Raw genomic sequence first — 23,749 nt, forward strand, 5'->3', positions numbered from 1 at the left:
TCCCCGGGAGTGCGCGGACAGTGGCCGACCGACTGATCATCCGTGGCGCGCGTGAACACAACCTGCGCGACGTCAACCTCGACCTGCCGCGCGACGCCATGATCGTCTTCACCGGGCTCTCCGGCTCCGGCAAATCCAGCCTGGCCTTCGACACGATCTTCGCCGAGGGGCAACGGCGTTACGTGGAGTCGCTGTCGTCGTACGCCCGGCAGTTCCTCGGCCAGATGGACAAGCCGGACGTCGACTTCATCGAAGGGCTCAGCCCGGCCGTCTCGATCGACCAGAAGTCCACCTCCCGCAACCCGCGCTCCACCGTCGGCACCATCACCGAGGTCTACGACTACCTCCGGCTGCTCTTCGCCCGGGTCGGCGAGCCGCACTGCCCGATCTGCGGCCAGAAGATCTCCAAGCAGAGCCCGCAGCAGATCGTCGACCGGGTGCTGGCGATGGAGGAGGGCACCCGGTTCATGGTGCTCGCCCCGGTGGTGCGCGGCCGCAAGGGCGAATACGTCGACCTCTTCGCCGAGCTACAGGCCAAGGGCTACGCCCGGGCCCGGGTCGACGGGGTGGTCTATCCGCTGACCGAGCCGCCGAAGCTGAAGAAGCAGGAGAAGCACACCATCGAGGTGGTGGTCGACCGGCTCACCGTCAAGGCGAGCGCCAAGCAGCGGCTCACCGACTCGGTCGAGGCCACGCTCGGGCTCTCCGGCGGGCTGGTGCTGCTCGACTTCGTCGACCTGCCGGAGGACGACCCGGCCCGGGAGCGGCGCTACTCGGAGCACCTGGCCTGCCCCAACGACCACCCGCTGGCGATCGAGGACCTCGAACCCCGGGTCTTCTCCTTCAACGCCCCGTACGGCGCCTGCCCCGAGTGCACCGGGCTCGGCACCAAGAAGGAGGTCGACGCCGACCTGATCATCCCGGATCCGGAGCGGACCCTGCGGGAGGGCGCCGTCCAGCCGTGGTCCGGTGGGCAGACCCAGGAATACTTCCTCCGGCTGTTGCAGGCGCTGGGCGAGGCGGAGCACTTCGACCTCGACACCCCGTGGCGGGCGCTCCCGTCCCGGGCGCAGAAGACCATCCTGCACGGCTCCGGCGACCAGGTGCACGTCCGCTACCGCAACAAGTACGGCCGCGAGCGCTCCTACTACACCGGCTTCGAGGGCGTGGTGCAGTGGATCGAGCGGCGGCACAACGACACCGAGTCGGAGTGGTCCCGGGACAAGTACGAGGGCTACATGCGGGACGTCCCCTGCCCGGTCTGCCGGGGCAGCCGACTCAAGCCCGAGGTGCTGGCGGTCACCCTCGGCGGACGGAACATCGCCGAGGTCTGCGCGCTCTCGGTCGGCGAGTGCGCCGAGCTGCTCGGCGGGATGACCCTGACCGACCGGCAGAAGATGATCGCCGAGCGGGTGCTCAAGGAGATCAACGCCCGGCTGCGCTTCCTGGTCGACGTCGGCCTGGACTACCTGTCGCTGGACCGGCCGGCCGGCACCCTCTCCGGCGGCGAGGCGCAGCGGATCCGGCTCGCCACCCAGATCGGCTCCGGCCTGGTCGGGGTGCTCTACGTGCTGGACGAGCCGTCGATCGGGCTGCACCAGCGGGACAACCACCGGCTGATCGAGACGCTGGTCCGGCTCAAGGGGCTGGGCAACACGCTGATCGTGGTGGAGCACGACGAGGACACCATCCGGACGGCGGACTGGATCGTCGACATCGGCCCGGGGGCCGGCGAGCACGGCGGCAAGATCGTGCACAGCGGGTCCGTGCCGGAGCTGTTGTCGAACGAGGAGTCGGTGACCGGGGCGTACCTCTCCGGGCGCAGGTCGATCCCGACCCCGAAGGGGCGGCGGCCGCAGATGCCGGGCCGGGAGCTGGTGGTGCAGGGGGCGCGCGAGCACAACCTGCGCAACCTCACCGTCTCCTTCCCGCTCGGCCAGTTCATCGCGGTCACCGGGGTCAGCGGCTCCGGCAAGTCGACCCTGGTCAACGACATCCTCTACGCGGTGCTGGCCAACCAGATCAACGGGGCCCGGCTGGTGCCCGGCCGGCACACCCGGATCACCGGCCTGGAGCACGTCGACAAGGTGGTCGGGGTCGACCAGTCGCCGATCGGGCGCACCCCGAGGTCGAACCCGGCGACGTACACCGGGGTCTGGGACCACGTCCGCAAGCTCTTCGCCGAGACCACCGAGGCGAAGGTCCGGGGGTACGGGCCGGGCCGGTTCTCCTTCAACGTCAAGGGCGGCCGGTGCGAGGCGTGCAGCGGCGACGGCACGATCAAGATCGAGATGAACTTCCTGCCGGACGTCTACGTGCCGTGCGAGGTCTGCAAGGGCGCCCGCTACAACCGGGAGACCCTGGAGGTGCACTACAAGGGGCGGACGGTCTCGGACATCCTGGAGATGCCGATCGAGGAGGCGGCCGAGTTCTTCTCGGCGATCCCGGCCATCCACCGGCACCTGAAGACCCTGGTCGACGTCGGCCTCGGGTACGTCCGGCTCGGCCAGCCGGCGCCGACCCTCTCCGGCGGCGAGGCGCAGCGGGTCAAGCTCGCCTCCGAGTTGCAGAAGCGCTCCACCGGCCGGACGGTGTACGTGCTCGACGAGCCGACCACCGGGCTGCACTTCGAGGACATCCGCAAGCTGCTCGGGGTGCTGGAGAGCCTGGTCGACAAGGGCAACACCGTGATCGTCATCGAGCACAACCTCGATGTGATCAAGACCGCCGACTGGCTGGTCGACATGGGCCCGGAGGGCGGGCACCGGGGCGGCCTGGTGCTGGCCACCGGTACCCCGGAAGAGCTGGCGGAGGTGCCGGAGAGCCACACCGGCCAGTTCCTCCGGCCGGTGCTCGGGCTGACCGGCCCGCCCCGGGGAGCGAGTGCCGCCACCACCCGGGCGGCCCGGGCCAACGGCACCGTGAAGGCGAACGGCACCGCCAGGGCCGCGTCCGCCAACGGCGGCGTGACCAGGGCGAACGGCGCCGGTGACGGTGCCGTGAAGGCCGGTAACGGCCGGGCCGTCGAGGGTACGGTGAAGGGCGGCGCCGCCCGGGCCGGTACGACGGCGAAGGCCACGACCGCGAAGACCGGTACGGCGAAGAGCCGGCGCACCGGAAAGTCCTGACGCCGGTCCGGTTGAACCGGTTGGTGGATATATCCGTGTCTTCGGGCGTGGCCGCGGACGACCAGGAGCGCGGCGCCGAAGAGGAAGGCTAGGTATGAGTGACGAACTGACCGGGCCGGGCACGCAGACCCGACGGGCGCTGTTGGCGGGCGCGGGTGCGGTGGGCGTTTCCGTGGTGTTGGCCGCGTGCGGCACCGGTGACGACGACGCGCTCGACGGCACCGGAAGCAGCCCGTCGGCCGGCGGCGCTCCGGCTCCCAGCGGTTCGGCGAGCGCTCCGGCCGACGGTGGCGGTGCCGCCGCGCTGGCCAAGAAGAGCGAGATCCCGGTCGGCGGCGGCAAGATCTTCGCTGACCAGCAGGTCGTGGTCACCCAGCCGACCGAGGGCGAGTTCAAGGCCTTCAGCTCGATCTGCACCCACCAGCAGTGCCCGGTGACCGGGGTCGACGGGGGCACGATCAACTGTAGTTGCCACTTCAGCAAGTTCTCCGTGGCCGACGGTTCGGTCAAGGGCGGCCCGGCCACCAAGCCGCTGGCCGAGAAGAAGGTCACCGTCGACGGGGACAACATCGTCCTGGCCTGAGCGCCGGGTCGCCTGGCGCGGTCGACCCTCCGTCGCCGCGCCGGGCGGTGTCCCAGCCGGGGTCTAGGCTTGTCGGCGTGCCCGACCCCGCTACCTATCGCCCGGCACCGGGCACCATTCCCGACCTGCCCGGGGTTTACCGATTCCGTGATCCCAGCGGCCGGGTGATCTATGTCGGCAAGGCGAAGAGCCTGCGCAGCCGGCTCAACTCCTACTTCGGCGACCTGTGGAATCTGCACCAGCGCACCCAGCAGATGGTCACCACCGCCGGCAGCGTGGACTGGGTCACCGTCGGCACCGAGGTCGAGGCGCTCCAGCTCGAATACAACTGGATCAAGCAGTACGACCCCCGGTTCAACGTGCGCTACCGGGACGACAAGTCGTACCCCTATCTCGCCGTCACCCTCGACGAGGAGTTCCCCCGGCTCCAGGTGATGCGCGGCGCCAAGCGCAAGGGGGTGCGCTACTTCGGGCCGTACTCGCACGCCTGGGCGATCCGCGAGACGCTCGACCTGCTGCTCCGGGTCTTCCCGGCCCGGACCTGCTCGGCCGGGGTGTTCCGGCGGCAGGCCCAGATCGGCCGGCCCTGCCTGCTCGGCGACATCGGCAAGTGCTCGGCGCCGTGCGTCGGGCGGGCCTCGCCCGAGGAGCACCGCCAGATCGTCGAGGAGTTCTGCGACTTCATGGCCGGCCGCACCGACCAGATGGTCCGCCGGTTCGAACGCGAGATGGCCGAGGCCAGCGAGGCGCTGGAGTTCGAGCGGGCGGCCCGGCTGCGGGACGACATCGTGGCGCTGCGCCGGGCGATGGAGAAGCAGACCGTGGTCTTCGGCGACGGCACCGACGCCGACGTGGTGGCGTTCGCCGAGGATCCGCTGGAGGCGGCCGTCCAGGTCTTCCACGTCCGGGACGGCCGGGTACGCGGCCAGCGCGGCTGGGTGGTGGAGAAGGTCGAGGACCTCACCACCGGCGACCTGGTGCACCACTTCTGCTCCCAGGTCTACGGCGGGGCCGAGGGCGAGGGGGACGTGCCCCGCGAGCTGCTGGTGCCCGCGCTGCCGGCCGACGTCGACGCGCTGGCCGAGTGGCTGTCGGCGCGTCGGGGCGGTGGCAAGGTCGCCCTGCGGGTGCCGCAGCGCGGCGACAAGAAGGCGTTGCTGGAGACCGTGGCCCGCAACGCCGCCGAGGCGTTGACCCGGCACAAGCTGCGCCGGGCCGGTGACCTGACCACCCGCAGCGAGGCGCTCGACGAGATCACCGAGGCGCTCGGGATGCGTACCGCGCCGCTGCGTATCGAGTGCTACGACGTGTCACAGATCCAGGGCACCGACGTGGTGGCCAGCATGGTGGTCTTCGAGGACGGCCTGCCGCGCAAGAGCGAATACCGGCGCTTCGTGGTGCGCGGGGCCACCGACGACCTGTCGGCGCTCTCCGAGGTGCTGCGCCGCCGGTTCGCCCGCTATCTCCAGGCGCGCGGCGAGACCGGGGAGATCGGCGACGAGATGGCCTCCGACCCGGACCGGCCGGGCATCGACCCGACGACCGGGCGGCCGCGCAAGTTCGCGTACCCGCCGCAGCTCGTGGTGGTGGACGGCGGGCAGCCGCAGGTCGCCGCTGCGGCGGAGGTCTTCGCCGAACTCGGCATCGACGACATCGCACTCTGCGGGTTGGCCAAGCGGCTGGAGGAGGTCTGGCTGCCCGGTGACGAGTTCCCGGTGATCCTGCCCCGCACCTCGGAGGGGCTCTATCTGCTGCAACGGGTCCGGGACGAGGCGCACCGGTTCGCCATCACGTTCCACCGGCAGCGCCGCTCCAAGCGGATGACCGTCTCCGGCCTCGACCAGGTCCCCGGCCTCGGCGAGGTACGCCGCAAGGCGCTGCTGCGGCACTTCGGCTCGGTGAAACGGCTGACGGCGGCCACCGTCGACGAGATAGCCGAGGTGCCCGGGGTGGGCCGACGTACCGCCGAGGCGATCGTCGCTGCGCTGAACCCGGCGGAACCGCCGGAGAACGCCGACAACCCGGTGTAACGGGGCGTCCCTCGGTCGCGACGACCAGCCGGAGCCGAGCCGGCCCGGTCGGTCAGCGGCTGCACTCCAGCAGTACCCACGCCTCGTACCCACCCGGCCAGGTGTAGCTGTCGATCACTTCGCAATCGGTGAATCCGGCGTCCCGGGCCCGGCCCAGGGCTTGACCGTACGCCCAGTCGTACGCCAGCCCCATGCTGCTGTAGCCCTCACCACGGAACTGTCTGGTCTCGTCGGCGTTCGCCGCCGCACTGGTGCCGAACACGACAAATGTCGCGCCAAGTAATCCGGACGTCACTCTTCGGATAAACATCGCACCAGGATAAGGCGGCATCGATACGACCGCATGTGGAAGCGGGTCGCCGTCGATCCCGGTGTGGGTCGGTGCGGGATCGGCGAGGCTGGCCCGAATGTCCGAATCTCACCGATGATCAACTCGGCGCAGGCTGCGCCCGGCGGAATGCCGTCGGGGCTTCGGTCGTTACACCATGCGTACGGCCGAGTACCACCGCCTGTGACCTGGGCTGGTGGCCGGGCCTCGGGGAATGATCCGGGGTCGCCGGTCGTTACATATGGTGTTCGCCTGAGTACCAGCACCCCCCGTGCATGTAGTGCCAGGCGAACCTTCTTCTGTCCCTGGAGGCTTCGACAGTCTCGGGACGTGTGATTTCCAATGACACCCCGGTTTTCCCCTGTGGGGTGTTGTTCCCCCGATTGGAAGGTAGACCATCATGAACACGACTCTGTTCAGCCGATGGCTCCCGGCCATCGAGCAGACTTCCCTGGTTCGTAGGACCGCTCTGGGTGTTGCTGGTCTGGCGTTCGTCGGTGGCGCTGTCGCCGGTCCCGCCGTGGCCGCTCACGCCGCCCCCGAGCACGTCGCTTCGCCGGTGTCGCAGTCGGTCATGGCCGACAAGGGCAACGACCACAAGAGCGACAAGAACGAGAAGGACCGTAAGAGCGACAAGCGTGACAAGCGCGAGGGCAAGGATCGTAAGCCGTCGCGGGACAAGCTGGTCCCGCACGGTGTGCAGGGTGGTCAGTCGCGGATTGCGCTGTCGGGTGAGCAGTCCGACAACGTCAAGGCGATCGTGAAGGCGACGAAGAAGGCGGGTCTGGACGAGCGTGCCGCGGTGATCGCCGTGGGTACCTCGTTGCAGGAGTCGAAGTTGGAGAACCTGGGTCACCTGGGTGACCGCAACGACCACGACTCGCTGGGCCTGTTCCAGCAGCGACCGTCGTCGGGTTGGGGTTCGCCGGAGCAGATCACCGATCCGGAGTACTCGACCATCGCGTTCCTCAAGGGGCTGAAGCAGGTTGACGGTTGGCAGGACCTGCCGCTGACCGTGGCCGCGCAGAAGGTACAGGTCTCGGCCTACCCCGACGCGTACGCGCAGTGGGAGGACCTGGCCGCCGACCTGGTCGCCAACACCTGGAACAACAGCTAACAACAACAGGTAACAGCAACAGGTAACGAGAACGGTTAGACGACAGCACCACCCGCTGGCCGGGTCCCCACCACAGGGGACCCGGCCAGCGGCGTCTCCGGATCGGGCGGCACCGAGCCGGGCGGCGTTACCGGCTCGGGCGCTGCCGGCTCGGGCGTTACCGGCTCGGTGCACGGCTGGCCGCCTGGCGCGGGCGGAGGCGGCATCGGCAGCCGGCGCCGGTATTCGGTCGCCAGCAGCTCAAGCGCCTGGTAGATCTCCCGGCCGGCCAGGGTCCGGCGGTCCGCCACGTAGCCACGGCAGAGCTCGAAGCACCTGGTCATGGTGCCGCCGCGCAGGTTGAGCAGCAGAGGTACGTCGACCATGCCGCGTACGGCGAGTACCGCGAGGAACTCGTAGTAGTCGAGCAGCGGAAGGACGCGCTGTTCGTCGTCGCCGGTCAGGTCGGCGCCGACCGGCTGGTGCGCGCTGATCCGCCGGGCCATCCAGACGTCCGCCTGGCTGAGCGTCTCCGCACTCTGGAAGGCGGTGATCAGACCCACGGTGTACTGCCGGCGCTGCGACTGCCGCTGCTGCAACACGGTCATCGCGCCGAAGACCACGGCGACCAGGATCGACGCCGCCGTCTCGTTGATCTCGCCACTGGTACGCAGGAAGCTGAAGCCGGCCATCACCAGGGTGGCGAGTCCGACGGCCTGCACCCCCAGCCGGATCGGTCGGCGGGCCAACCGCCACCGCATCCGTATCCGCCGCAGTACGGCGGTCAGCCGCTCGCCAGCATCGCCCATTCCCGCCCCCATCGCGCGGCCGCTCGCCAGGTCGCGTCCAGGGCAGGATATCGACTCCTGTCATCCCGCGGCGGCGTGATCCGGCTCCGGCAGCTCGCGCAGTTTCGGTATCGCGGTCGGCAGCACCCAGAGCAGCCCGGTGACCGCCCCGACGGTGGCGATCCAGAGCGTCGGGCGTACCCCGAGGGTGGCGCCCAGGGTGCCGCCCAGCACCGCGCCGATCGGCCGGATGCCGTAGTTGACGGTCCGCTTCGCACCCGCTACCCGGGCCAGCAGCCGCTCCGGGATGACCGCGGTCTGGAGCGAGCCGACGGTGATGTCCATCATCATCAGGCCGAGCCCGGAGAGGAACTCCGAGGCGAAGAGCACGCCGAGCACCACCGGGGTCGACCCGCCGGCCAGCGGCACCAGCACCAGCGGCGCCGGGAAGAGCACGAAGCTGATGACCACGGTCCGGCCGATGCCGAGCCGGCGGACGAGCCGACCGGTGACCGCCGCGCCGAGCAGCGCGCCGATCGCGCCGATCCCGATCACCAGCCCGAGCAGGCCGGGGGAGAGGCCCAGTTCGGTGCTGACGTAGAGCACGTACAGCGCGGTGAACATGTAGTTGAAGAGGTTCAGCGTGGTGGTGCCGAGCAGCAGCGAGCGGAGGATCGGGGCGCGGACCACGAACCGGAGTCCCTGGCCGAGGCCGAGGCCGGCGCCGTCGGTGGACGCCGGCTCCGTCGGCCGGGTCAGCCTGATCCGGGCCAGGAAGAGCGCGGAGACCAGGTACGACACCGCGTCGACGAGCAGTGTGACCGGTGCGGTGAGGGTCTGCACCAGCAGGCCGCCGACGCTCGGCCCGGCGACGAAGGACATCGCCCGGCTGCCGTAGGTCAGCGCGTTCGCGTCGACGTAGTCCTTGCGGGGTACCAGGGAGACGAAGAGGGTGCTGTGCGCGACCTCGAACAGCACGGCCAGGGTGCCGGTCAGGAAGGCCACCACGTAGAGCTGGCCGAGCGAGAGGACCCCGAACAGGTACGCCACCGGCACGGTGGCGAGCAGCACCGCCCGGCCCAGGTCGGCGAGGACCATCACCCGGCGCTTGTGCGGGTACCGGTCGATCCAGGCGCCGAGGAGGAGCGAGAAGAGCAGGCTCGGGGTGAGCGCGGCGGCGGTGAGGTAGCCCATCTCGGCCGGACCGGCGCCGGTGCTGAGTACCGCGAGCAGGGGCAGGGCGAGCACCGAGATCTCGTCGCCGAAGAGCGAGACGGTCTGGGCCGACCAGTACCGCCGGAACTGCGCCTGGCGGAGCAGCTCCGGCAGCCAGCGCCGACGGCGCCGGACCACCGGCGGGGTCAGGGTGCCGGTCACCGCCCCGACTCCCCGTCCACGGCCGGCGTCGACGGCGGCCGCGACGCCGACGCCGACGCCGACGCCGACGCCGACGCCGATGGCGATGGCGATGGCGATGGCGAGTCGATCGGCACCATCAGTTGGACGAGGTTGATCGGCCGGGAACCCTCGGGCCGGGTCGACGGGTCGGTGATCCGTTCGTCGTACTCGGCGACCAGGGCTTCGATCCGCCGGGTCAGCTCGGCGAGTTCGGCGGCCGTCACGTGCACCAGCGAGTCGCCGAAGCCGAGTACTGCACGCCAGTGGGCCGGTTCGTACGCCCGCTGCGCCAGGTGGGCCCGGGCCCGGGCGACGTAGTGGTCAAGGATCACCGCGTTGAGGTGGTTGGCCGCGGCCCGGGTCTCCGGATCGTCGGAGAGGTCGTCCCAGGAGGTGCTGAGGGCGGTCGCCTGCCAGGGTCGTTCCCGGGAGTCGGCGCCCTCGGCCCGCTCGGCCAGCCCGTACCTGGCGAGTTGGCGCAGGTGGTAGGAGCAGTTCGGCACGCTCTCGTCGAGTCGCTCGGCGGCCTGGGTGGCGGTGAGTGGGCCCTCCCGGCGGAGCAGCCCGAGCAGGGCCATCCGGAGCGGGTGCGCGTAGCCCCGTAGGGCCCGGGGGTCGGTGAGGCGGATCTCGGGTATCGGCACATCCTAAAGATATCTCTAGAAAGACTCCTTTAGCAAAGCCTCGGCGCCGATCCGCCCGGCCCACCGCCCCGGGAGATTGCGACGGCCGGGTAGATTACGTCTCCAACCTCGCCGGATGGTCGACCGTCGGGAAACCGCCTCCGGGCGCGTACCGTCGATCCGGCGGGCGGGTACGGCTGGGGGGTGGAACGTGAGTGAGACTCGGTTGGCGGCCGACGAGTCGCCGACGGGCGCGAACGACCAGAGCAGGGGGTACGACACGGATCCGGCATCGGACGCGGCACAGCCGACGCTGACCCGGTCCGAGACGGGACCGACGGAACCGACCCGCTCGGACACCACCCTGGTGGTGGTCACCGGGGTCTCCGGCGGCGGGCGCAGCACCGTCGCCCGGGCCCTGGAGAACGTCGGCTTCTACGTGGTGGACAACCTGCCGCAGGCGCTCATGCTCGACATGGCCGAGTTGGCGTTCCGGGCCGGCGGGGCGGCCCGGAAGACCGCGATGGTGCTCGACGTGCGCAGCCGGGCGTTCTCCACCGACCTGGCCGGGGCGATCCGGGCTCTCAAGGAGCGCGGCTTCCAGCCCCGGGTGGTCTTCGTGGACGCCGACGACGAGGTGCTGATCCGGCGCTTCGAGAGCGTCCGGCGCTCGCACCCGTTGCAGGCCGACGGCCGGCTCGCCGACGGCATCGCGATCGAGCGCGGCCTGCTGGAGGAGGCCCGCGACCAGGCCGACGTGATCATCGACACCTCGCACCTGAACGTGAACCAGCTCCGCCGCCGGGTCGAGGAGCTGTTCGCCGGCGAGGACGCCCGCCGGCTGCGGGTGACGGTGCTCTCCTTCGGCTTCAAGTACGGCCTTCCGCCGGACGCCGACTTCGTGCTGGACGCCCGCTTCCTGCCCAACCCGTACTGGGTGCCGGAGCTGCGCGAGCACACCGGCCGCGAGGAGGACGTCAGCCGGTACGTGCTGGGCCAGCGCGGCGCGGTGACCTTCGTCGAGACGTACGCCCGGTTGATCAACGCGACCGCGCCCGGCTTCGAGCGGGAGGGGAAGCGCTACCTGACGGTGGCGGTCGGCTGCACCGGCGGCAAGCACCGCAGCGTGGCGATCGCCGAGGAACTGTCCGCCCGGCTGCGCCAGGCCCGGCTGGCCGCCACGGCGCACCATCGTGACCTGGGGCGCGAGTGAATTCTTCCCAACCTGAGTCGCCCGGCGGGCGCCCCCCGACCTCCACCGGCGGTTCCGACGGACCGCGCGGAGAGGTGGAGAAAGCCTCCCGGAAACAGCGGGTCGTCGCCTTCGGCGGCGGGCACGGTCTGGCGGCGTCGCTGCGGGCGCTGCGCCGCTGCGCGCCGGAGCTGGACCTCGACATCACCGCGGTGGTGACCGTCGGCGACGACGGCGGCTCCAGCGGGCGGCTGCGGCTGGAACGCGGCGCGCTGCCCCCCGGCGACCTGCGGCAGGCGCTCGCCGCGCTCGCCGCCGACGAGCCCGGCACCCGACGCAGCGCCGAGCTGTTCCAGCACCGCTTCGCCGGCGGCGGCCCGCGTCCCGACCCGCTGGCCGGGCACGCGGTCGGCAACCTCGTGCTCTGCGGGCTGATGGAGCTGCTCGGCGACCCGGTGGCCGCCCTCGACCACGCCGCCGCGATGCTCGGCGCGGTCGGCCGGGTGCTGCCGATGGCCTGCCAGCCGGTCGGGATCGAGGCCCGCGTCCGCGGCGCCGACCCGCGCCGCCCCAGCGCGGTGCAGACGGTACGCGGCCAGCACGCGGTGGCGGTCACCGACGGCCGGGTCGAGTCCGTCCGGCTCACCCCGGAGGGGCCGAGCGCCTGCCCGCAGGCGGTGGCGGCGGTCCGCGAGGCCGACTGGCTGATCTTCGGCCCCGGAAGCTGGTACACCAGCGTCATCCCGCACCTGCTGGTGCCGGAGCTGGCCGCGGCGATGGTGGCCAGCCCGGCCCGCCGGCTGGTCACGCTCAACCTCGCCAACGAGGCGGAGACACTCGGCCTCTCCCTCGCCGACCACCTGGCGGCGCTCGGCTGGTACCTGCCCGGGCTCACCGTCGACGTGGTGCTGGCGGACGGAAAGGCGGTCGGTGACCCCGAACCGGTGCATCGTGCGGCAGAATCCCTGGGTGCGCGGCTCGTCCTCGCCCCGGTGGCCGTACCGGACGGTGGCCCCCAGCACGATCCGGCAGCGTTGGGCGCCGCGCTGGTGCCTCTCCTGGGCGCCGATCGTTAAGCACCTACGAATCAACAACGAAGCACCTACGAATCACCGGCACCCGCCGGGACCGGCCCACGAGGTGACGACAAGATGGCGATGACGGCTGCGGTCAAGGACGAGCTGAGCCGGGTGGACGTACCCAAGCCCTGCTGCCGGCGGGCGGAGATGGCCGCCCTGCTGCGCTTCGCGGGCGGACTGCACATCGTCTCCGGACGGGTGGTGGTCGAGGCGGAACTCGACACCGGCGCGGTGGCCCGCCGGCTGCGCCGGGAGATCGCCGAGGTCTACGGATATCCGAGCGAGATCCACGTACTCGCCTCCGGCGGGCTGCGCAAGGGCAGCCACTACATCGTCCGGGTGGTCAAGGACGGCGAGGCACTGGCCCGGCAGACCGGGCTGCTCGACGTACGCGGCCGGCCGGTACGCGGGCTGCCCCCGCACGTGGTGGCGGCGAACGTCTGCTGCGCGGTCTCGGCCTGGCGGGGCGCCTTCATGGCGCACGGCTCGCTGACCGAGCCCGGCCGCTCCTGCGCGCTGGAGATCACCTGCCCGGGTCCGGAGACCGCGCTCGCCCTGGTCGGCGCGGCCCGCCGGATCGGCATCACCGCCAAATACCGGGAGGTGCGCGGGGTGGACCGGGTGGTGGTCAAGGACGGCGACGCGATCGCCGCGCTGCTGACCCGGATCGGCGCCCACTCCAGCGTGCTCTCCTGGGAGGAGCGCCGGGTACGCCGCGAGGTGCGGGCCACCGCCAACCGGCTGGCCAACTTCGACGACGCCAATCTGCGCCGCTCGGCCCGGGCCGCGGTCGCCGCCGCCGCCCGGGTGACCCGGGCCCTGGAGATCCTCGCCGAGGACGCCCCGAACCACCTCACCTCGGCCGGCCGGCTGCGGCTGGAGCACCGGCAGGCGTCCCTTGAGGAGTTGGGGGCGCTGGCCGATCCGCCGCTGACCAAGGACGCGATCGCCGGGCGGATCCGCCGGCTGCTGGCGCTGGCCGACAAGCGGGCCCGTGACCTGGGAATCCCGGACACCGAGGCGGCGGTCACCCCGGACATGCTGGCGGTCTGACCTCGGCCGGGGGAGTCGATTGGCCGGATTGTGCCCCGACGCAACGCGGAGCGGCGCGCTCGGATAAGGTCGCAGCGTACGGCGACGGGGCCGGTACCGGCCTTCTCCGCCGTGCTGACCGCCCAGAGGTCGCGGTGTGAGACGGCCGGGGTGACATCCAGCGGCCGGCTCCAACGGTCGGCGCACCCACCTTCGCCGCTGTGCGCTCTCACCGGCGGCGAACCGAAACACGAGGAGATGGACCCAGTGACCATCCGGGTTGGCATCAACGGATTCGGCCGGATCGGCCGCAACTTCTTCCGCGCGGTGCTCGCGTCGGGCGCCGACGTCGAGGTGGTCGGCGCCAACGACCTGACCGACAACGCCACGCTGGCGCACCTGGTCAAGTACGACAGCATCCTCGGCCGGCTGCCGCAGGAGGTCAAGGCGAGCGCCGACGAGATCAGCGTCGGCGGGCACACCATGAAGGTCTTCGCCGAGAAGGACCCGAGCAAGCTGCCCTGGGGTGACCTCGGTGCCGACGTGGTGATCGAGTCGACCGGCTTCTTCACCGACGCCACCAAGGCGAAGGCGCACATCGACGGCGGCGCCAAGAAGGTGATCATCTCGGCGCCGGCCAAGAACGAGGACGTCACGGTCGTGATGGGGGTCAACCACCAGAACTACGACCCGGCGAAGCACAACATCATCTCCAACGCCTCGTGCACCACCAACTGCCTCGCGCCGATGGCGAAGGTGCTCCAGGACACGGTGGGCATCGAGAAGGGGCTGATGACCACCATCCACGCGTACACCCAGGACCAGAACCTCCAGGACGGCCCGCACAAGGACCTCCGCCGGGCCCGGGCCGCCGCGCTGAACATCGTGCCGACCTCGACCGGTGCCGCCAAGGCGATCGGCCTGGTGCTGCCCGACCTGAAGGGCAAGCTGGACGGCTTCGCGCTGCGGGTGCCGATCCCGACCGGCTCGGCCACCGACCTGACCATCGAGGCCGGCCGGGACACCTCGGTCGAGGAGATCAACGCCGCGATGAAGGCCGCCGCCGACGGCCCGCTGAAGGGCATCCTCACCTACACCGAGGACGAGATCGTCTCCGCCGACATCGTCACCGACCCGTCGTCGTGCATCTTCGACTCCGGGCTGACCAAGGTGATCGGCAACCAGGTCAAGGTCGTCGGCTGGTACGACAACGAGTGGGGCTACTCGAACCGCCTGGTCGACCTCGTGAAGCTGGTCGGCACCGGGCTGTGAGCGAGCTTGCGAGCCCCGCGGTCGTGAACGGAAAGGCAGCCGGGTGAGCGCGAGGAGTGAGCTTGCGAGCCCCGCAGTCGTGAACGGAAAGGCAGCTCTGTGAGCATCCGCAACCTCGACGATCTGCTCGCCGAGGGGGTCTCGGGTCGGCGCGTGCTGGTGCGCGCCGACCTGAACGTCCCGCTCGACAAGCAGACCGGCGCCATCACGGACGACGGTCGGATCCGGGCGGTGCTACCGACGCTGACCGCGCTGCGGGACGCCGGGGCCGCCGTCGTGGTCTGTTCGCACCTGGGCCGTCCCAAGGGCGCGCCCGACCCGAAGTACAGCCTCGCCCCGGTCGCGGCCCGGCTCGGTGAGCTGCTCGACGCCGAGGTCGCGTTCGCCACCGACACGGTCGGCGAGTCGGCCCGCGGCGTGGTCGAGGCGCTCGCCGCCGGCCAGGTCGCCCTGCTGGAGAACCTGCGGTTCAACCCGGGCGAGACCAGCAAGGACGACGCGGAGCGGGGCGCCTTCGCCGACCAGCTCGCGGCGTTCGCCGAGGCGTACGTCGACGACGCGTTCGGCGCCGTGCACCGCAAGCACGCCAGCGTCTACGACGTACCGGCCCGGCTGCCGCACTTCGCCGGCCAGCTCGTGCTTCGCGAGGTCGAGGTGCTGGCCCGGCTGCGGCAGGAGCCGGACCGCCCCTTCGTGGTGGTGCTCGGCGGCTCCAAGGTCTCCGACAAGCTCGCCGTGATCGAGGCGCTGCTGCCGACCGTCGACCGGCTGCTGATCGGCGGCGGCATGTGCTTCACCTTCCTGCGGGCGCAGGGACACGAGGTGGGCAAGTCGCTGCTCGAGGAGGATCTGGTCGACACCTGCCGGGAGCTGCTGGAGCGGGGCGCCGACCGGATCGTGCTCCCGATCGACGTGGTGGCGGCGACCGAGTTCAGCGCCGACGCGGATCACGAAGCGGTGCCGGCGAACCAGATCCCGGCCGACCGGCTCGGCCTGGACATCGGTCCCCGGACGATCGCCGAGTTCGCCGACATGGCCGGTACGGCCCGGATGGTCTTCTGGAACGGCCCGATGGGCGTCTTCGAGCTGGCCCCGTTCGCCGCCGGTACCCGGGGCGTCGCCGAGGCGATCAGCCACGTGAAGGGCTTCACGGTGGTCGGTGGCGGTGACTCGGCCGCGGCCGTCCGCGCGCTCGGTCTGGACGAGTCGTCGTTCGGGCACATCTCGACCGGCGGGGGAGCCTCGCTGGAATACCTGGAGGGCAAGGCCCTCCCCGGCATCGTCGCTCTGGAGCAGTAGTGGCCACCCCCGCACCCGCCCGCCGGCCGCTGATGGCCGGCAACTGGAAGATGAACCTCAACCACCGGGAAGCGAACCTGCTGATCCAGAAGCTCGCCGCGAGCCTCAACGAGAAGCAGTTGACCGACGTGGAGACGGTGGTGCTGCCGCCGTACACGGACCTGCGGACGGTGCAGACCCTGGTCGACGGCGACAAGCTGCTGATCGGGTACGGCGCGCAGGACATCTCGCCGCACAAGGGCGGGGCGTACACCGGGGAGATCTCGGGTGCGCTGCTGACCGCGCTCGGCTGCACCTACGTGGTCGTCGGGCACTCCGAGCGGCGGACGTACCACCACGAGGACGACGCGCTGGTCAACGCCAAGGCGAAGGCGGCGCTGGAGAACGGGTTGACCCCGATCGTCTGCGTCGGCGAGGGCCTGGACATCCGCGAGCAGGACGGGCAGGTGGCGTACGTGCGCGACCAGCTCGACGGCTCGCTGGCCGGGTTGACCGCCGAGCAGGTGGCCAAGGTGGTCGTGGCGTACGAGCCGGTCTGGGCGATCGGCACCGGCAAGACGGCGACCCCGGAGAATGCCCAGGAGGTCTGCGGCGCGATCCGGCAGCGGATCGCCGAGCTGCACGGTCAGGAGACCGCCGACCAGGTCCGGGTGCTCTACGGCGGGTCGGTGAAGGCGGCCAACATCGCCGCGATCATGGCGCAGCCCGACGTGGACGGCGCACTGGTCGGCGGGGCGAGCCTGGACGCCGAGGAGTTCGCGCAGATCTGTCGGTTCCCGGAGCACATCGCCCGCTGACGGTCGCTATCCTTGACGAGCCCCGCGTAGCTGAGAGGACTGACCCCTACCATGCCGATCTGGTTCGCATACACGTTGATCGTGTTGCTGGTGATCACGAGCGTGCTGCTCACCTTGCTGATCCTGCTGCACCGGGGCAAGGGCGGCGGGATGTCGAGCATGTTCGGCGGAGGGGTCAGCTCCAGCCTGGCCGGCTCCTCGGTGGCCGAGAAGAACCTCGACCGATACACCGTTCTGGTGGGTCTTGTCTGGTTCGCCTGCATCGTCGGCCTCGGCCTCTGGCTGCGTCTCGCCGAGACCACCTGACAACAGGGCGTACAAACTGCGCGCGGTCCGCTAACGTGGGCCGCGCGCAGTTTGTCATATCCCCTCGGGACCCCCCTCTGACGAACGGAGCGAGCAGCCGTGCCCCCTGGCAGTGCCATTCGTGGCAGCCGAGTCGGTGCCGGCCCGGCCCGGCCGACCGAGCGATGCGAACCCGCCCCCCGCCGTCCGGTCACCTACTGGTGCGGCAACGGGCACATGCTGGAGATCCTGTTGGCGGCCGAGGCCGAGATCCCGGAGATCTGGGACTGTCCGCACTGCGGGCAGCCGGCCGGGCAGGACGTGCACAATCCGCCGGGGCGGCAGCGGACGGAGCCGTACAAGTCGCACCTGGCGTACGTGAAGGAGCGGCGCAGCGAGGCGGACGCCGAGGCGATCCTCGCCGAGGCGCTGGCCGCGTTGCGGGCCCGCCGGGGCGAGACCCGACCCAATCCGGGCCGTGACGACACCGGCCCGGCTCATCGGTCGGGTGTGACCGGGCCAGCCTCCTGACGTTGGCGGGCGACCCGCCGGGTCAGCGGAGGCTACGGAACGGTCTGCGGAGGCTGCGGAACGATCAGCGGAGGCTGCGGAACCTCGGCTTCACCTCGGCCGCCGCCGCCCGGTCCAACAGCCACCGGGTCCGCTGCACCCCGGTCACCCCGGCCGCCGGCACCTGGACCGGCCCGGCACCGCCCAGCGCCATGCCGACCGCCCGGGCCTTGCCGCTGCCGCTGGCGATCAGCCAGACGTCCTCGGCGGTGTTGATGGCCCCCCGGGTCAGCGTGATCCGCACCGGTGGCGGCTTCGGGCTGCCCCGGACCGCGCTCACCGGCCGGCTCTCGTAGCCGACCGGATGCTCGGGGAAGAGCGAGGCGACGTGCCCGTCCTCGCCGACCCCGAGCATCAGTACGTCGAAGTAGGGCAGCGCGGCCGTACCCGGGCCGGCGGCCGCGGCGAGTTCGGCCGCGTACCGGGCCGCCGCCGCCTCCGGGTCGGCACCGTCCGGACCGTCCGAGGCGGGCATCGGATGCACCCGGACCTGCGGCAGCGCGTCGAGCAGCGCCTCCCGGGCCTGGGTCTCGTTCCGCTCCGGGTCCCCGGCCGGCAGGAACCGTTCGTCACCCCACCAGACGTCGACCCGGGACCAGTCGACCGCGTCCCGGGCCGGCAGGTCGCGTACCGCCCGGTGCACCGCCGCCGCGATCCGGCCCCCGGTCAGTACCACGCTCGCCTCGCCCCGCTCCGCCTGGGCGTCGATGATCCTGACCAGCAGCCGGGCCGCGACCGCCTGGGCGAGCAGGTCCGGGTCGGCGTGCACCACCACCGTTGTCTCGGTCACGCGACACCCTGCGGCTGCTTCGTCGGGTCCTTCCAGACGTGCACCCGCTGGGCCGGCCGCCGGTCCAGCCGGGCCACCCCGGCGACGGCACCCAGCGCCTCGGCGTAGATCTGGTCCGGGTCGAGCCGGCGCAGCTCCTCGGCGAGTTCGTCGCCGAGCGGGCGGCGTACCAGCGGCAGTTGCCGGTCGGCCTGCCCGGTACGCCGGAACGTCGCCTGGTTGTCGTCCCGGGTCAGCACCAGCTCGTCGCCGTTGGCGCAGCGCAGTTCCACCGAGCGCATCCGGGGGAACTCGCTGGTGTGCTCCCAGTGCGGGTGCAGACCCAGCCGGGCCTTCAACCAGCCGATCATCAGCGCCGCGGTCGGATCGGTGTGCGGCGCGACGACGGTGGCCGAGGTGACCCGGTTCCCCTCGGTGGTGTCGAACGCCCCGGCGACCAGGGTGCGCCACGGGGTGATCCGGGTCCACGCCAGGTCGGTGTCGCCGGGGGCGTAGTCCCGGGCCCGCTGCCGCAGCGCCTCCACCGGATCGGCCGCCTGCGCGCAGTCGGTGATCCGGCGGTCCGCCACCACGCCGAGGAAGTCGTTGGCGATCTCGGCCGGCGGCTCGCCGTGCCACCAGGTCACCACCGGCACGTCCGGCACCAGCAGCGGCATCACCACCGACTCGGCGTGCAGGGCGAGCCGGCCGTACATCCGGGTCACCACGGCCTCGCCCGGGCCCAGCCGGCCGCCGACCACGATCTCGGCGTCCAGCCGGTTGCGGTCGCGTTCGATGTCGGAGCGGACCACCACCACCATCCGGCACGGGTGGGCGGCCGAGGCGATCGTCACCGCCGCCTCGGCCTCCCGGACCCGCGGCTCGTCGACGACGACGATCAGGGTCAGCGCCATGCCGCTGGCCACTCCGCCCGCGCTGCGCCGTTCGGCGGCCAGGGCCTTCACCACCTCGTTGCCGGTGGTGTCCCACAAGCCGATCAACGCTGCCTCCTGGTTGTTGTCGTTACGATCGTCGGCGGGTCACGCCCGCCGCCACGCCCTGCCCTCCCGGGCCAGCAACTCGTCCGCCGCCCGGGGACCCCACTCGCCGGCCCGGTACGGCTCGGGCTTGACGCCCGCCCAGGCCTCCTCCAGCGGGTCGATCACCTGCCAGCTCTGCTCGACCTCGGCGGCGTCCGGGAAGAGGGTCCGGTCCCCGATCAGCACGTCCAGCACCAGCCGCTCGTACGCCTCGGGGCTGGCCTCGGTGAACGCCTCGCCGTACTGGAAGTCCATCGCGATGTCCCGGACCTCCATGGTGGTGCCGGGAACCTTCGAACCGAACTTCAGCACCACGCCCTCGTCCGGCTGGACCCGGATCACGAGCTGGTTGTTGCCGAGCATCTCCATGTCGGCCGGGTTGAAGGGCAGGTGCGGCGCCTTCTTGAAGATGATGGCGACCTCGGTCACCCGGCGCGGCAAACGCTTGCCGGCCCGGATGTAGAAGGGCACCTCGGCCCAGCGCCGGTTCTGGATGCCGAGCCGGACCGCCACGTACGTCTCGGTGGTCGACTCCGGCGGCACACCCTCCTCGTCGAGGTAGCCGACGGCCCGCTTGCCGGCCACCCAGCCGGGCAGGTACTGCCCGCGCACGGTGCCGGCGTGCACGTCCTGTGGCAGGGTGATCGCCCGCAGCACCTTCAGCTTCTCGGCCCGGATCTCGCTGGCGTCGAAGCTGGTCGGCTCCTCCATCGCCACCAGGGCGAGCAGTTGCAGGAGGTGGTTCTGCAACACGTCCCGGGCGGTGCCGGTCGCGTCGTAGAAGCCGGCCCGGGTGCCGATCCCGACGTCCTCGGCCATGGTGATCTGCACCGAGTCGACGTACTTCGAGTTCCAGAGCGGCTCGAAGAGGTTGTTGGCGAAGCGCAGGGCGAGGATGTTCTGGACGGTCTCCTTGCCCAGGTAGTGGTCGATCCGGAAGACGTCCTCCCGGGTGAAGACGTCGTCGACCAGGTCGTTGAGCGCCTTCGCCGAGGGCAGGTCGTGGCCGAACGGCTTCTCCACCACCACCCGCCGCCAGCCGCCGCACTTGTCGTTGTCGGCCATCCCGGTCCGGGCGAGTTGCTTGAGCACGGTCGGGAACGCCGCCGGGGGGATGGAGAAGTAGAAGGCGGCGTTGCCGGCGATGCCGTGGCTGTCCCGCAGCTCGTCCAGGCAGGTCGCCAGCTTGTCGAAGGCGGCGTCGTCGTCGAACGCGCCACCGACGAACTTGATGTTGCCGGCCAACCGGGCCCAGACCTCGTCCCGCCACGGTGTCCGGGCGTGCGCCTGCGCGGCGTCCCGGGCCATCGACTCGAAGTCGCCGTCGCCCCAGTCACGCCGGGCGAACCCGAGCACCACGAAGCCCGGCGGCAGCAGCCCCCGGTTGGCCAGGTCGTAGACCGCCGGCAGCAGCTTCTTGCGGGCCAGGTCCCCGGTGACACCGAAGATCACCAGTGCGCACGGCTCCGGGATCCGCGGCAACCGCCGGTCCTGCGGGTCGCGCAGCGGATTCACGGCACCCCCTCCTCGCTCAGTCCGTCAGTGTCAGCATGCCGGGTTGCCGTCAACTCCGCAGACCCCGTACCGCATCGAGCAGGTGCGGAATCGCGGCGCCCCGGTCCGTCAGGTGCAGCCGGAGCACCGGCCGGCCCCGCTGGGCGAGGGCCTCGCGGTCGCCCGCGGCCTGCGCGGCCTGCAACTGCCCGAAGGAGTACGGCTTGCCGGGCACCGGCAGGTCCTCGGCCACGTCACCGGTGATCTGGAGGTACGACCCGAGCTGCGGACCGCCCTTGTGGTATTGCCCGGTCGAGTGCAGGAACCGGGGCCCCCAGCCGAAGGTGACCGGTCGCCCGGAGGCGGCGGCGAGCCCGGGGCGCACCTGCGCGGTCTTGGCGTCGGCGAACCGGTCGAGGTAGGCCATCACGGCCAGGTAGCCGTCGTCGCCGAGCCCGTCCAGCAGCAGCCGCAGCGCCCCGGCCAGGTCACCGGGGAGCGGGTCGGTCCGCTGCGGCTCGCCCGGGAACCAGTACCCCTCGATCCCGCCGTCGACGAAGGTCGGCGTCTCGACCGGCAGCCCGGTGCCGAGCAGCCGGTTGGTGTTCTCCTTGGACTCGGTCACGTTCGGCTGGTTGAACGGGTCGATTCCGAGCACCACCCCGGCGACGGCGGTGGCGTACTCCCAGGCCAGGAACTGCGCGCCCAGCGGGCCGTTCACCGCCAGGTCGGCCCGGATCCCGCCGCCCGGCACCGCACCGGCGGCGAGCCCGCCGCCGTAGGTGACGGTGAGCACGTCCGGCCCGGTCGCACCCGGGCTGCCCGGGTCCTCGACCACCACCGGCAGGATGCCGACGCCGTTCTTGCCGGTGGACTCGGCGATCAACTGCTCGGCCCAGTCACCGAGGCCGTCGATGCCGGTGCCGTCCGAGATCAGCGCGACCTTGTCCCGGCCGGTGGTGGCGGCGGCGCCGAGCGCGGCGCCGATCGCCAGCCCGGGGTTGTCCTGCGGCCCGCCGAGCGCCCCGGCCAGCTCCTCGGCCTGGTCGAGCAGCTCGGAGACCTCGACCCCGGCCAGCGCCGAGGGGACCAGCCCGAACGCGGTCAGCGCCGAGTAGCGCCCCCCGACGTCCGGGTCGGCGAGCACCACGAAGGCGCCCATCTCCTCGGCGGTCTTGGCCAGCGGCGAGTCGGGGTCGGTGACCACCACGAAGCGCCGGCCGGCCTCCGCCTCGGTCAGCCCGGAGTCGAGGAACGCCTGCCAGTACGCCCGGCGGTGGCTGTCGGTCTCCACCGTCGAGCCGGACTTGCTGGCCACCACCACGACGGTCCGGTCCAGCCGGTCGGCGATCGCGGCGCGTACCTGCCCGGGGTCGGTGGTGTCGAGCACGGTCAGCGACTTGCCGAGGGTACGGGTGATCACCTCGGGGGCCAGCGACGAGCCGCCCATCCCGGCCAGCACCACGTGGTCGAGGTCGGCCAGTTCGGCCCTCAGCTCGGCGAGCTGGGGCAGCAGTTCCCGGCTGCGCCGGAAGGTGTCCACCCAGCCGAGCCGGACCGCCGCCTCGGCCTGGGCGTCCGGCCCCCACAGCGTAGGGTCCTTCGCGACCAGCCGGGCCGGTACGTCCTCGGCGAGCAGCGCGGCGCGGGCCGAGGCCGGCGCGGCGGCGTCGACCGCCTCCGCGCCGTAGACGGCGAGTCCGGCCGCCCCCTCGCAGCCGCCGTCCAGCAGGTCCTGGCTGGTCACGCGTTGCCTCCCGCCCGGGCGGCGGCCTCGGCGTTCTCCCCGGCGGCCTGGTTCGGCTCCCCGGCGCCCTGCGCGGCGGCCTCCAGCGACTTGCGTACCCCGTCGAGCAGCTCCAGCCAGCTCGTCTCGAACTTCTCCACGCCCTCCCGCTCCAGGGTGGCGATCACGTCGTCGAAGTCGACCCCGGCCGCGGCCAGCCCGGTGAGCACCTCCCGGGCCTGGGCGTAGGAGCCGGTGACGGTGTCCGGGCGGGTCTCGCCGTGCTCGGCGAAGGCGTCGATCACCGGCTCCGGCATGGTGTTCACGGTGCCGGGGGCGATCAGCTCCTCGACGTAGATCACGTCCCGGTACTCCGGGTTCTTCGTCGAGGTGGAGGCCCAGAGCGGGCGCTGCGGGTGGGCACCGGCGTCGGCCAGCGCCTGCCAGCGGTCCGAGGAGAAGACCTCGGCGTACCGCTCGTACGCGAGCTGCGCGTTGGCGACCGCCGCCTTGCCCTTCAGGGCGGCCAGGTCCGGCCGGCCGGCGCCGCCACCGAGCTTGTCCAGCCGCTTGTCGACCTCGGTGTCGACCCGGGAGACGAAGAACGACGCCACCGAGGCGATCCTGCTGAGGTCGTGCCCGTTCGCCTTGGCCTGCTCCAGCCCGGCCAGGAACGCCTCCATCACCTGCGAGTAGCGCTCCAACCCGAAGATCAGCGTGACGTTCACGCTGATCCCGGCGGCCAGGGTCGCGGTGATCGCCGGCAGCCCGGCCTCGGTCGCCGGGATCTTGATGAAGAGGTTCGGCCGATCGATCAGCCACCACAGGGCCTTCGCCTCGGCCACCGTCGGCTCGGTCCGGTACGCCAGCCGAGGGTCCACCTCGATCGAGACCCGACCGTCCACCCCGGCACTGCTGTCGTACGCCGGGCGCATCACGTCGCAGGCCCACCGCACGTCGTACGTGGTCAGCGCGCGGACCGCCTCCTCGACGCTGACCCCGCGCATCGCCAGGTCCCGCAGTTGCCAGTTGTACTCGTCCGCGTCGCTGAGCGCCTTGGCGAAGATGGTCGGGTTGGTGGTCACCCCGACCAGGTGCTTCTCCCGGCGCAGCTGGTCCAGGTTGCCCGAACTCAGCCGTACCCTCGAAAGATCGTCGAGCCAGACCGCCACTCCCGCGGCGGTGAGCTCACCCAACCGGTCAGTCATGTCTGCAACGCT

19 protein-coding genes and 2 pseudogenes are annotated in these 23,749 nt (G+C 71.6%); 12 read left to right on the forward strand and 9 right to left on the reverse strand.

Annotation, left to right across the window (positions count from 1 at the left end; translation table 11 throughout):
- Positions 1 to 20: 20 nt before the first annotated feature.
- The 3 genes and pseudogenes from uvrA to uvrC form a co-directional block, all read left to right on the forward strand.
- Positions 21 to 2,978, forward strand: a pseudogene (gene uvrA, locus C6361_RS24500) (excinuclease ABC subunit UvrA); the annotation flags it as partial.
- Between the two features lie 244 nt (positions 2,979 to 3,222).
- Entirely contained in the window at positions 3,223 to 3,711 is a 489-nt protein-coding gene (locus tag C6361_RS24505) for a Rieske (2Fe-2S) protein (protein WP_107269137.1), read from the forward strand.
- Between the two features lie 77 nt (positions 3,712 to 3,788).
- Positions 3,789 to 5,741 carry an excinuclease ABC subunit UvrC gene (gene uvrC, locus C6361_RS24510; protein ID WP_107263482.1) on the forward strand — a complete coding sequence of 651 codons (1,953 nt, stop codon included), beginning with the start codon at positions 3,789 to 3,791 and terminating at the stop codon, positions 5,739 to 5,741.
- 52 nt (positions 5,742 to 5,793) lie between these two features.
- Here the strand turns inward: uvrC and C6361_RS24515 are convergent, their stop codons facing one another.
- A complete protein-coding gene (locus tag C6361_RS24515) occupies positions 5,794 to 6,003 on the reverse strand; it encodes a hypothetical protein (protein WP_107263483.1) in 210 nt (69 codons plus the stop codon).
- 466 nt (positions 6,004 to 6,469) lie between these two features.
- Here C6361_RS24515 and C6361_RS24520 point away from each other — a divergent pair, with 466 nt between their 5' ends.
- Positions 6,470 to 7,186 carry a hypothetical protein gene (locus C6361_RS24520; RefSeq protein ID WP_107269138.1) on the forward strand — a complete coding sequence of 239 codons (717 nt, stop codon included), beginning with the start codon at positions 6,470 to 6,472 and terminating at the stop codon, positions 7,184 to 7,186.
- A gap of 35 nt (positions 7,187 to 7,221) precedes the next feature.
- Here C6361_RS24520 and C6361_RS24525 read toward each other — a convergent pair whose 3' ends face one another.
- From C6361_RS24525 to C6361_RS24535, 3 genes are read right to left on the reverse strand one after another with little or no spacing between them, the layout of a single operon-like run.
- Complete coding sequence (locus C6361_RS24525) at positions 7,222 to 7,974, reverse strand: hypothetical protein (protein ID WP_107269139.1); 753 nt, start codon at positions 7,972 to 7,974, stop codon at positions 7,222 to 7,224.
- 60 nt (positions 7,975 to 8,034) lie between these two features.
- Positions 8,035 to 9,330 (reverse strand): MFS transporter, encoded by a 1,296-nt coding sequence (locus C6361_RS24530; protein WP_107263071.1) that lies wholly within the window; start codon positions 9,328 to 9,330, stop codon positions 8,035 to 8,037.
- Complete coding sequence (locus C6361_RS24535; protein ID WP_234358976.1) at positions 9,327 to 9,995, reverse strand: helix-turn-helix domain-containing protein; 669 nt, start codon at positions 9,993 to 9,995, stop codon at positions 9,327 to 9,329. Before C6361_RS24535 ends, C6361_RS24530 begins: the two co-directional genes overlap by 4 nt.
- 292 nt (positions 9,996 to 10,287) lie before the next feature.
- Between C6361_RS24535 and rapZ the strand changes: the two genes are divergently transcribed.
- The 8 genes and pseudogenes from rapZ to C6361_RS24575 all read left to right on the forward strand — a co-directional run.
- Positions 10,288 to 11,187, forward strand: a complete 900-nt coding sequence (rapZ, locus tag C6361_RS24540; protein WP_107264500.1) for an RNase adapter RapZ — start codon at positions 10,288 to 10,290, stop codon at positions 11,185 to 11,187.
- 74 nt (positions 11,188 to 11,261) lie between these two features.
- Complete coding sequence (gene yvcK / locus C6361_RS24545; RefSeq protein ID WP_107269140.1) at positions 11,262 to 12,242, forward strand: uridine diphosphate-N-acetylglucosamine-binding protein YvcK; 981 nt, start codon at positions 11,262 to 11,264, stop codon at positions 12,240 to 12,242.
- A gap of 75 nt (positions 12,243 to 12,317) precedes the next feature.
- Positions 12,318 to 13,298: a DNA-binding protein WhiA gene (whiA, locus tag C6361_RS24550; RefSeq protein WP_107263068.1), complete on the forward strand. Its 981-nt coding sequence runs from the start codon at positions 12,318 to 12,320 to the stop codon at positions 13,296 to 13,298.
- Between the two features lie 246 nt (positions 13,299 to 13,544).
- The gene (gene gap, locus C6361_RS24555; RefSeq protein ID WP_107263067.1) at positions 13,545 to 14,549 is read left to right on the forward strand and encodes a type I glyceraldehyde-3-phosphate dehydrogenase; all 1,005 of its coding nucleotides are present in this window, start codon (positions 13,545 to 13,547) and stop codon (positions 14,547 to 14,549) included.
- Between the two features lie 99 nt (positions 14,550 to 14,648).
- The gene (gene pgk, locus C6361_RS24560) at positions 14,649 to 15,848 is read left to right on the forward strand and encodes a phosphoglycerate kinase (RefSeq protein ID WP_107269141.1); all 1,200 of its coding nucleotides are present in this window, start codon (positions 14,649 to 14,651) and stop codon (positions 15,846 to 15,848) included.
- A 32-nt stretch (positions 15,849 to 15,880) separates the two neighbouring features.
- The gene (gene tpiA / locus C6361_RS24565; RefSeq protein WP_107264499.1) at positions 15,881 to 16,645 is read left to right on the forward strand and encodes a triose-phosphate isomerase; all 765 of its coding nucleotides are present in this window, start codon (positions 15,881 to 15,883) and stop codon (positions 16,643 to 16,645) included.
- A 51-nt stretch (positions 16,646 to 16,696) separates the two neighbouring features.
- Complete coding sequence (gene secG, locus C6361_RS24570) at positions 16,697 to 16,951, forward strand: preprotein translocase subunit SecG (RefSeq protein WP_101367013.1); 255 nt, start codon at positions 16,697 to 16,699, stop codon at positions 16,949 to 16,951.
- Positions 16,952 to 17,050: 99 nt separating this feature from the next.
- Positions 17,051 to 17,374 (forward strand): annotated as a pseudogene (locus C6361_RS24575) (RNA polymerase-binding protein RbpA); the annotation flags it as partial.
- A 151-nt stretch (positions 17,375 to 17,525) separates the two neighbouring features.
- On the opposite strand, the gene pgl reads toward C6361_RS24575, so the two are convergent.
- The 5 genes from pgl to tal are packed head-to-tail and all read right to left on the reverse strand — an operon-like array spanning position 17,526 to position 23,737.
- Positions 17,526 to 18,290 (reverse strand): 6-phosphogluconolactonase, encoded by a 765-nt coding sequence (pgl, locus tag C6361_RS24580; protein ID WP_107269143.1) that lies wholly within the window; start codon positions 18,288 to 18,290, stop codon positions 17,526 to 17,528.
- The gene (locus tag C6361_RS24585; RefSeq protein ID WP_101367010.1) at positions 18,287 to 19,270 is read right to left on the reverse strand and encodes a glucose-6-phosphate dehydrogenase assembly protein OpcA; all 984 of its coding nucleotides are present in this window, start codon (positions 19,268 to 19,270) and stop codon (positions 18,287 to 18,289) included. Before C6361_RS24585 ends, pgl begins: the two co-directional genes overlap by 4 nt.
- Positions 19,271 to 19,309: 39 nt before the next feature.
- Complete coding sequence (gene zwf / locus C6361_RS24590) at positions 19,310 to 20,824, reverse strand: glucose-6-phosphate dehydrogenase (RefSeq protein WP_107263063.1); 1,515 nt, start codon at positions 20,822 to 20,824, stop codon at positions 19,310 to 19,312.
- A gap of 49 nt (positions 20,825 to 20,873) precedes the next feature.
- Positions 20,874 to 22,550: a glucose-6-phosphate isomerase gene (locus C6361_RS24595; protein ID WP_234358977.1), complete on the reverse strand. Its 1,677-nt coding sequence runs from the start codon at positions 22,548 to 22,550 to the stop codon at positions 20,874 to 20,876.
- A complete protein-coding gene (gene tal, locus C6361_RS24600) occupies positions 22,547 to 23,737 on the reverse strand; it encodes a transaldolase (RefSeq protein ID WP_107263062.1) in 1,191 nt (396 codons plus the stop codon). The genes C6361_RS24595 and tal overlap by 4 nt, the downstream gene beginning before the upstream one ends.
- Positions 23,738 to 23,749 lie beyond the last annotated feature (12 nt).

The organism is Plantactinospora sp. BC1 (genome assembly GCF_003030345.1).
Classification (GTDB): domain Bacteria; phylum Actinomycetota; class Actinomycetes; order Mycobacteriales; family Micromonosporaceae; genus Plantactinospora.

Bases quoted from the DNA above. Each gene is read 5' to 3' on its own strand.
- tal (WP_107263062.1), bottom strand. From the start codon at position 23,737: ATGACTGACCGGTTGGGTGAGCTCACCGCCGCGGGAGTGGCGGTCTGG.
- tpiA (WP_107264499.1), top strand. From the start codon at position 15,881: ATGGCCGGCAACTGGAAGATGAACCTCAACCACCGGGAAGCGAACCTG.
- secG (WP_101367013.1), top strand. From the start codon at position 16,697: ATGCCGATCTGGTTCGCATACACGTTGATCGTGTTGCTGGTGATCACG.
- C6361_RS24525 (WP_107269139.1), bottom strand. From the start codon at position 7,974: ATGGGCGATGCTGGCGAGCGGCTGACCGCCGTACTGCGGCGGATACGG.
- C6361_RS24505 (WP_107269137.1), top strand. From the start codon at position 3,223: ATGAGTGACGAACTGACCGGGCCGGGCACGCAGACCCGACGGGCGCTG.
- whiA (WP_107263068.1), top strand. From the start codon at position 12,318: ATGGCGATGACGGCTGCGGTCAAGGACGAGCTGAGCCGGGTGGACGTA.
- C6361_RS24520 (WP_107269138.1), top strand. From the start codon at position 6,470: ATGAACACGACTCTGTTCAGCCGATGGCTCCCGGCCATCGAGCAGACT.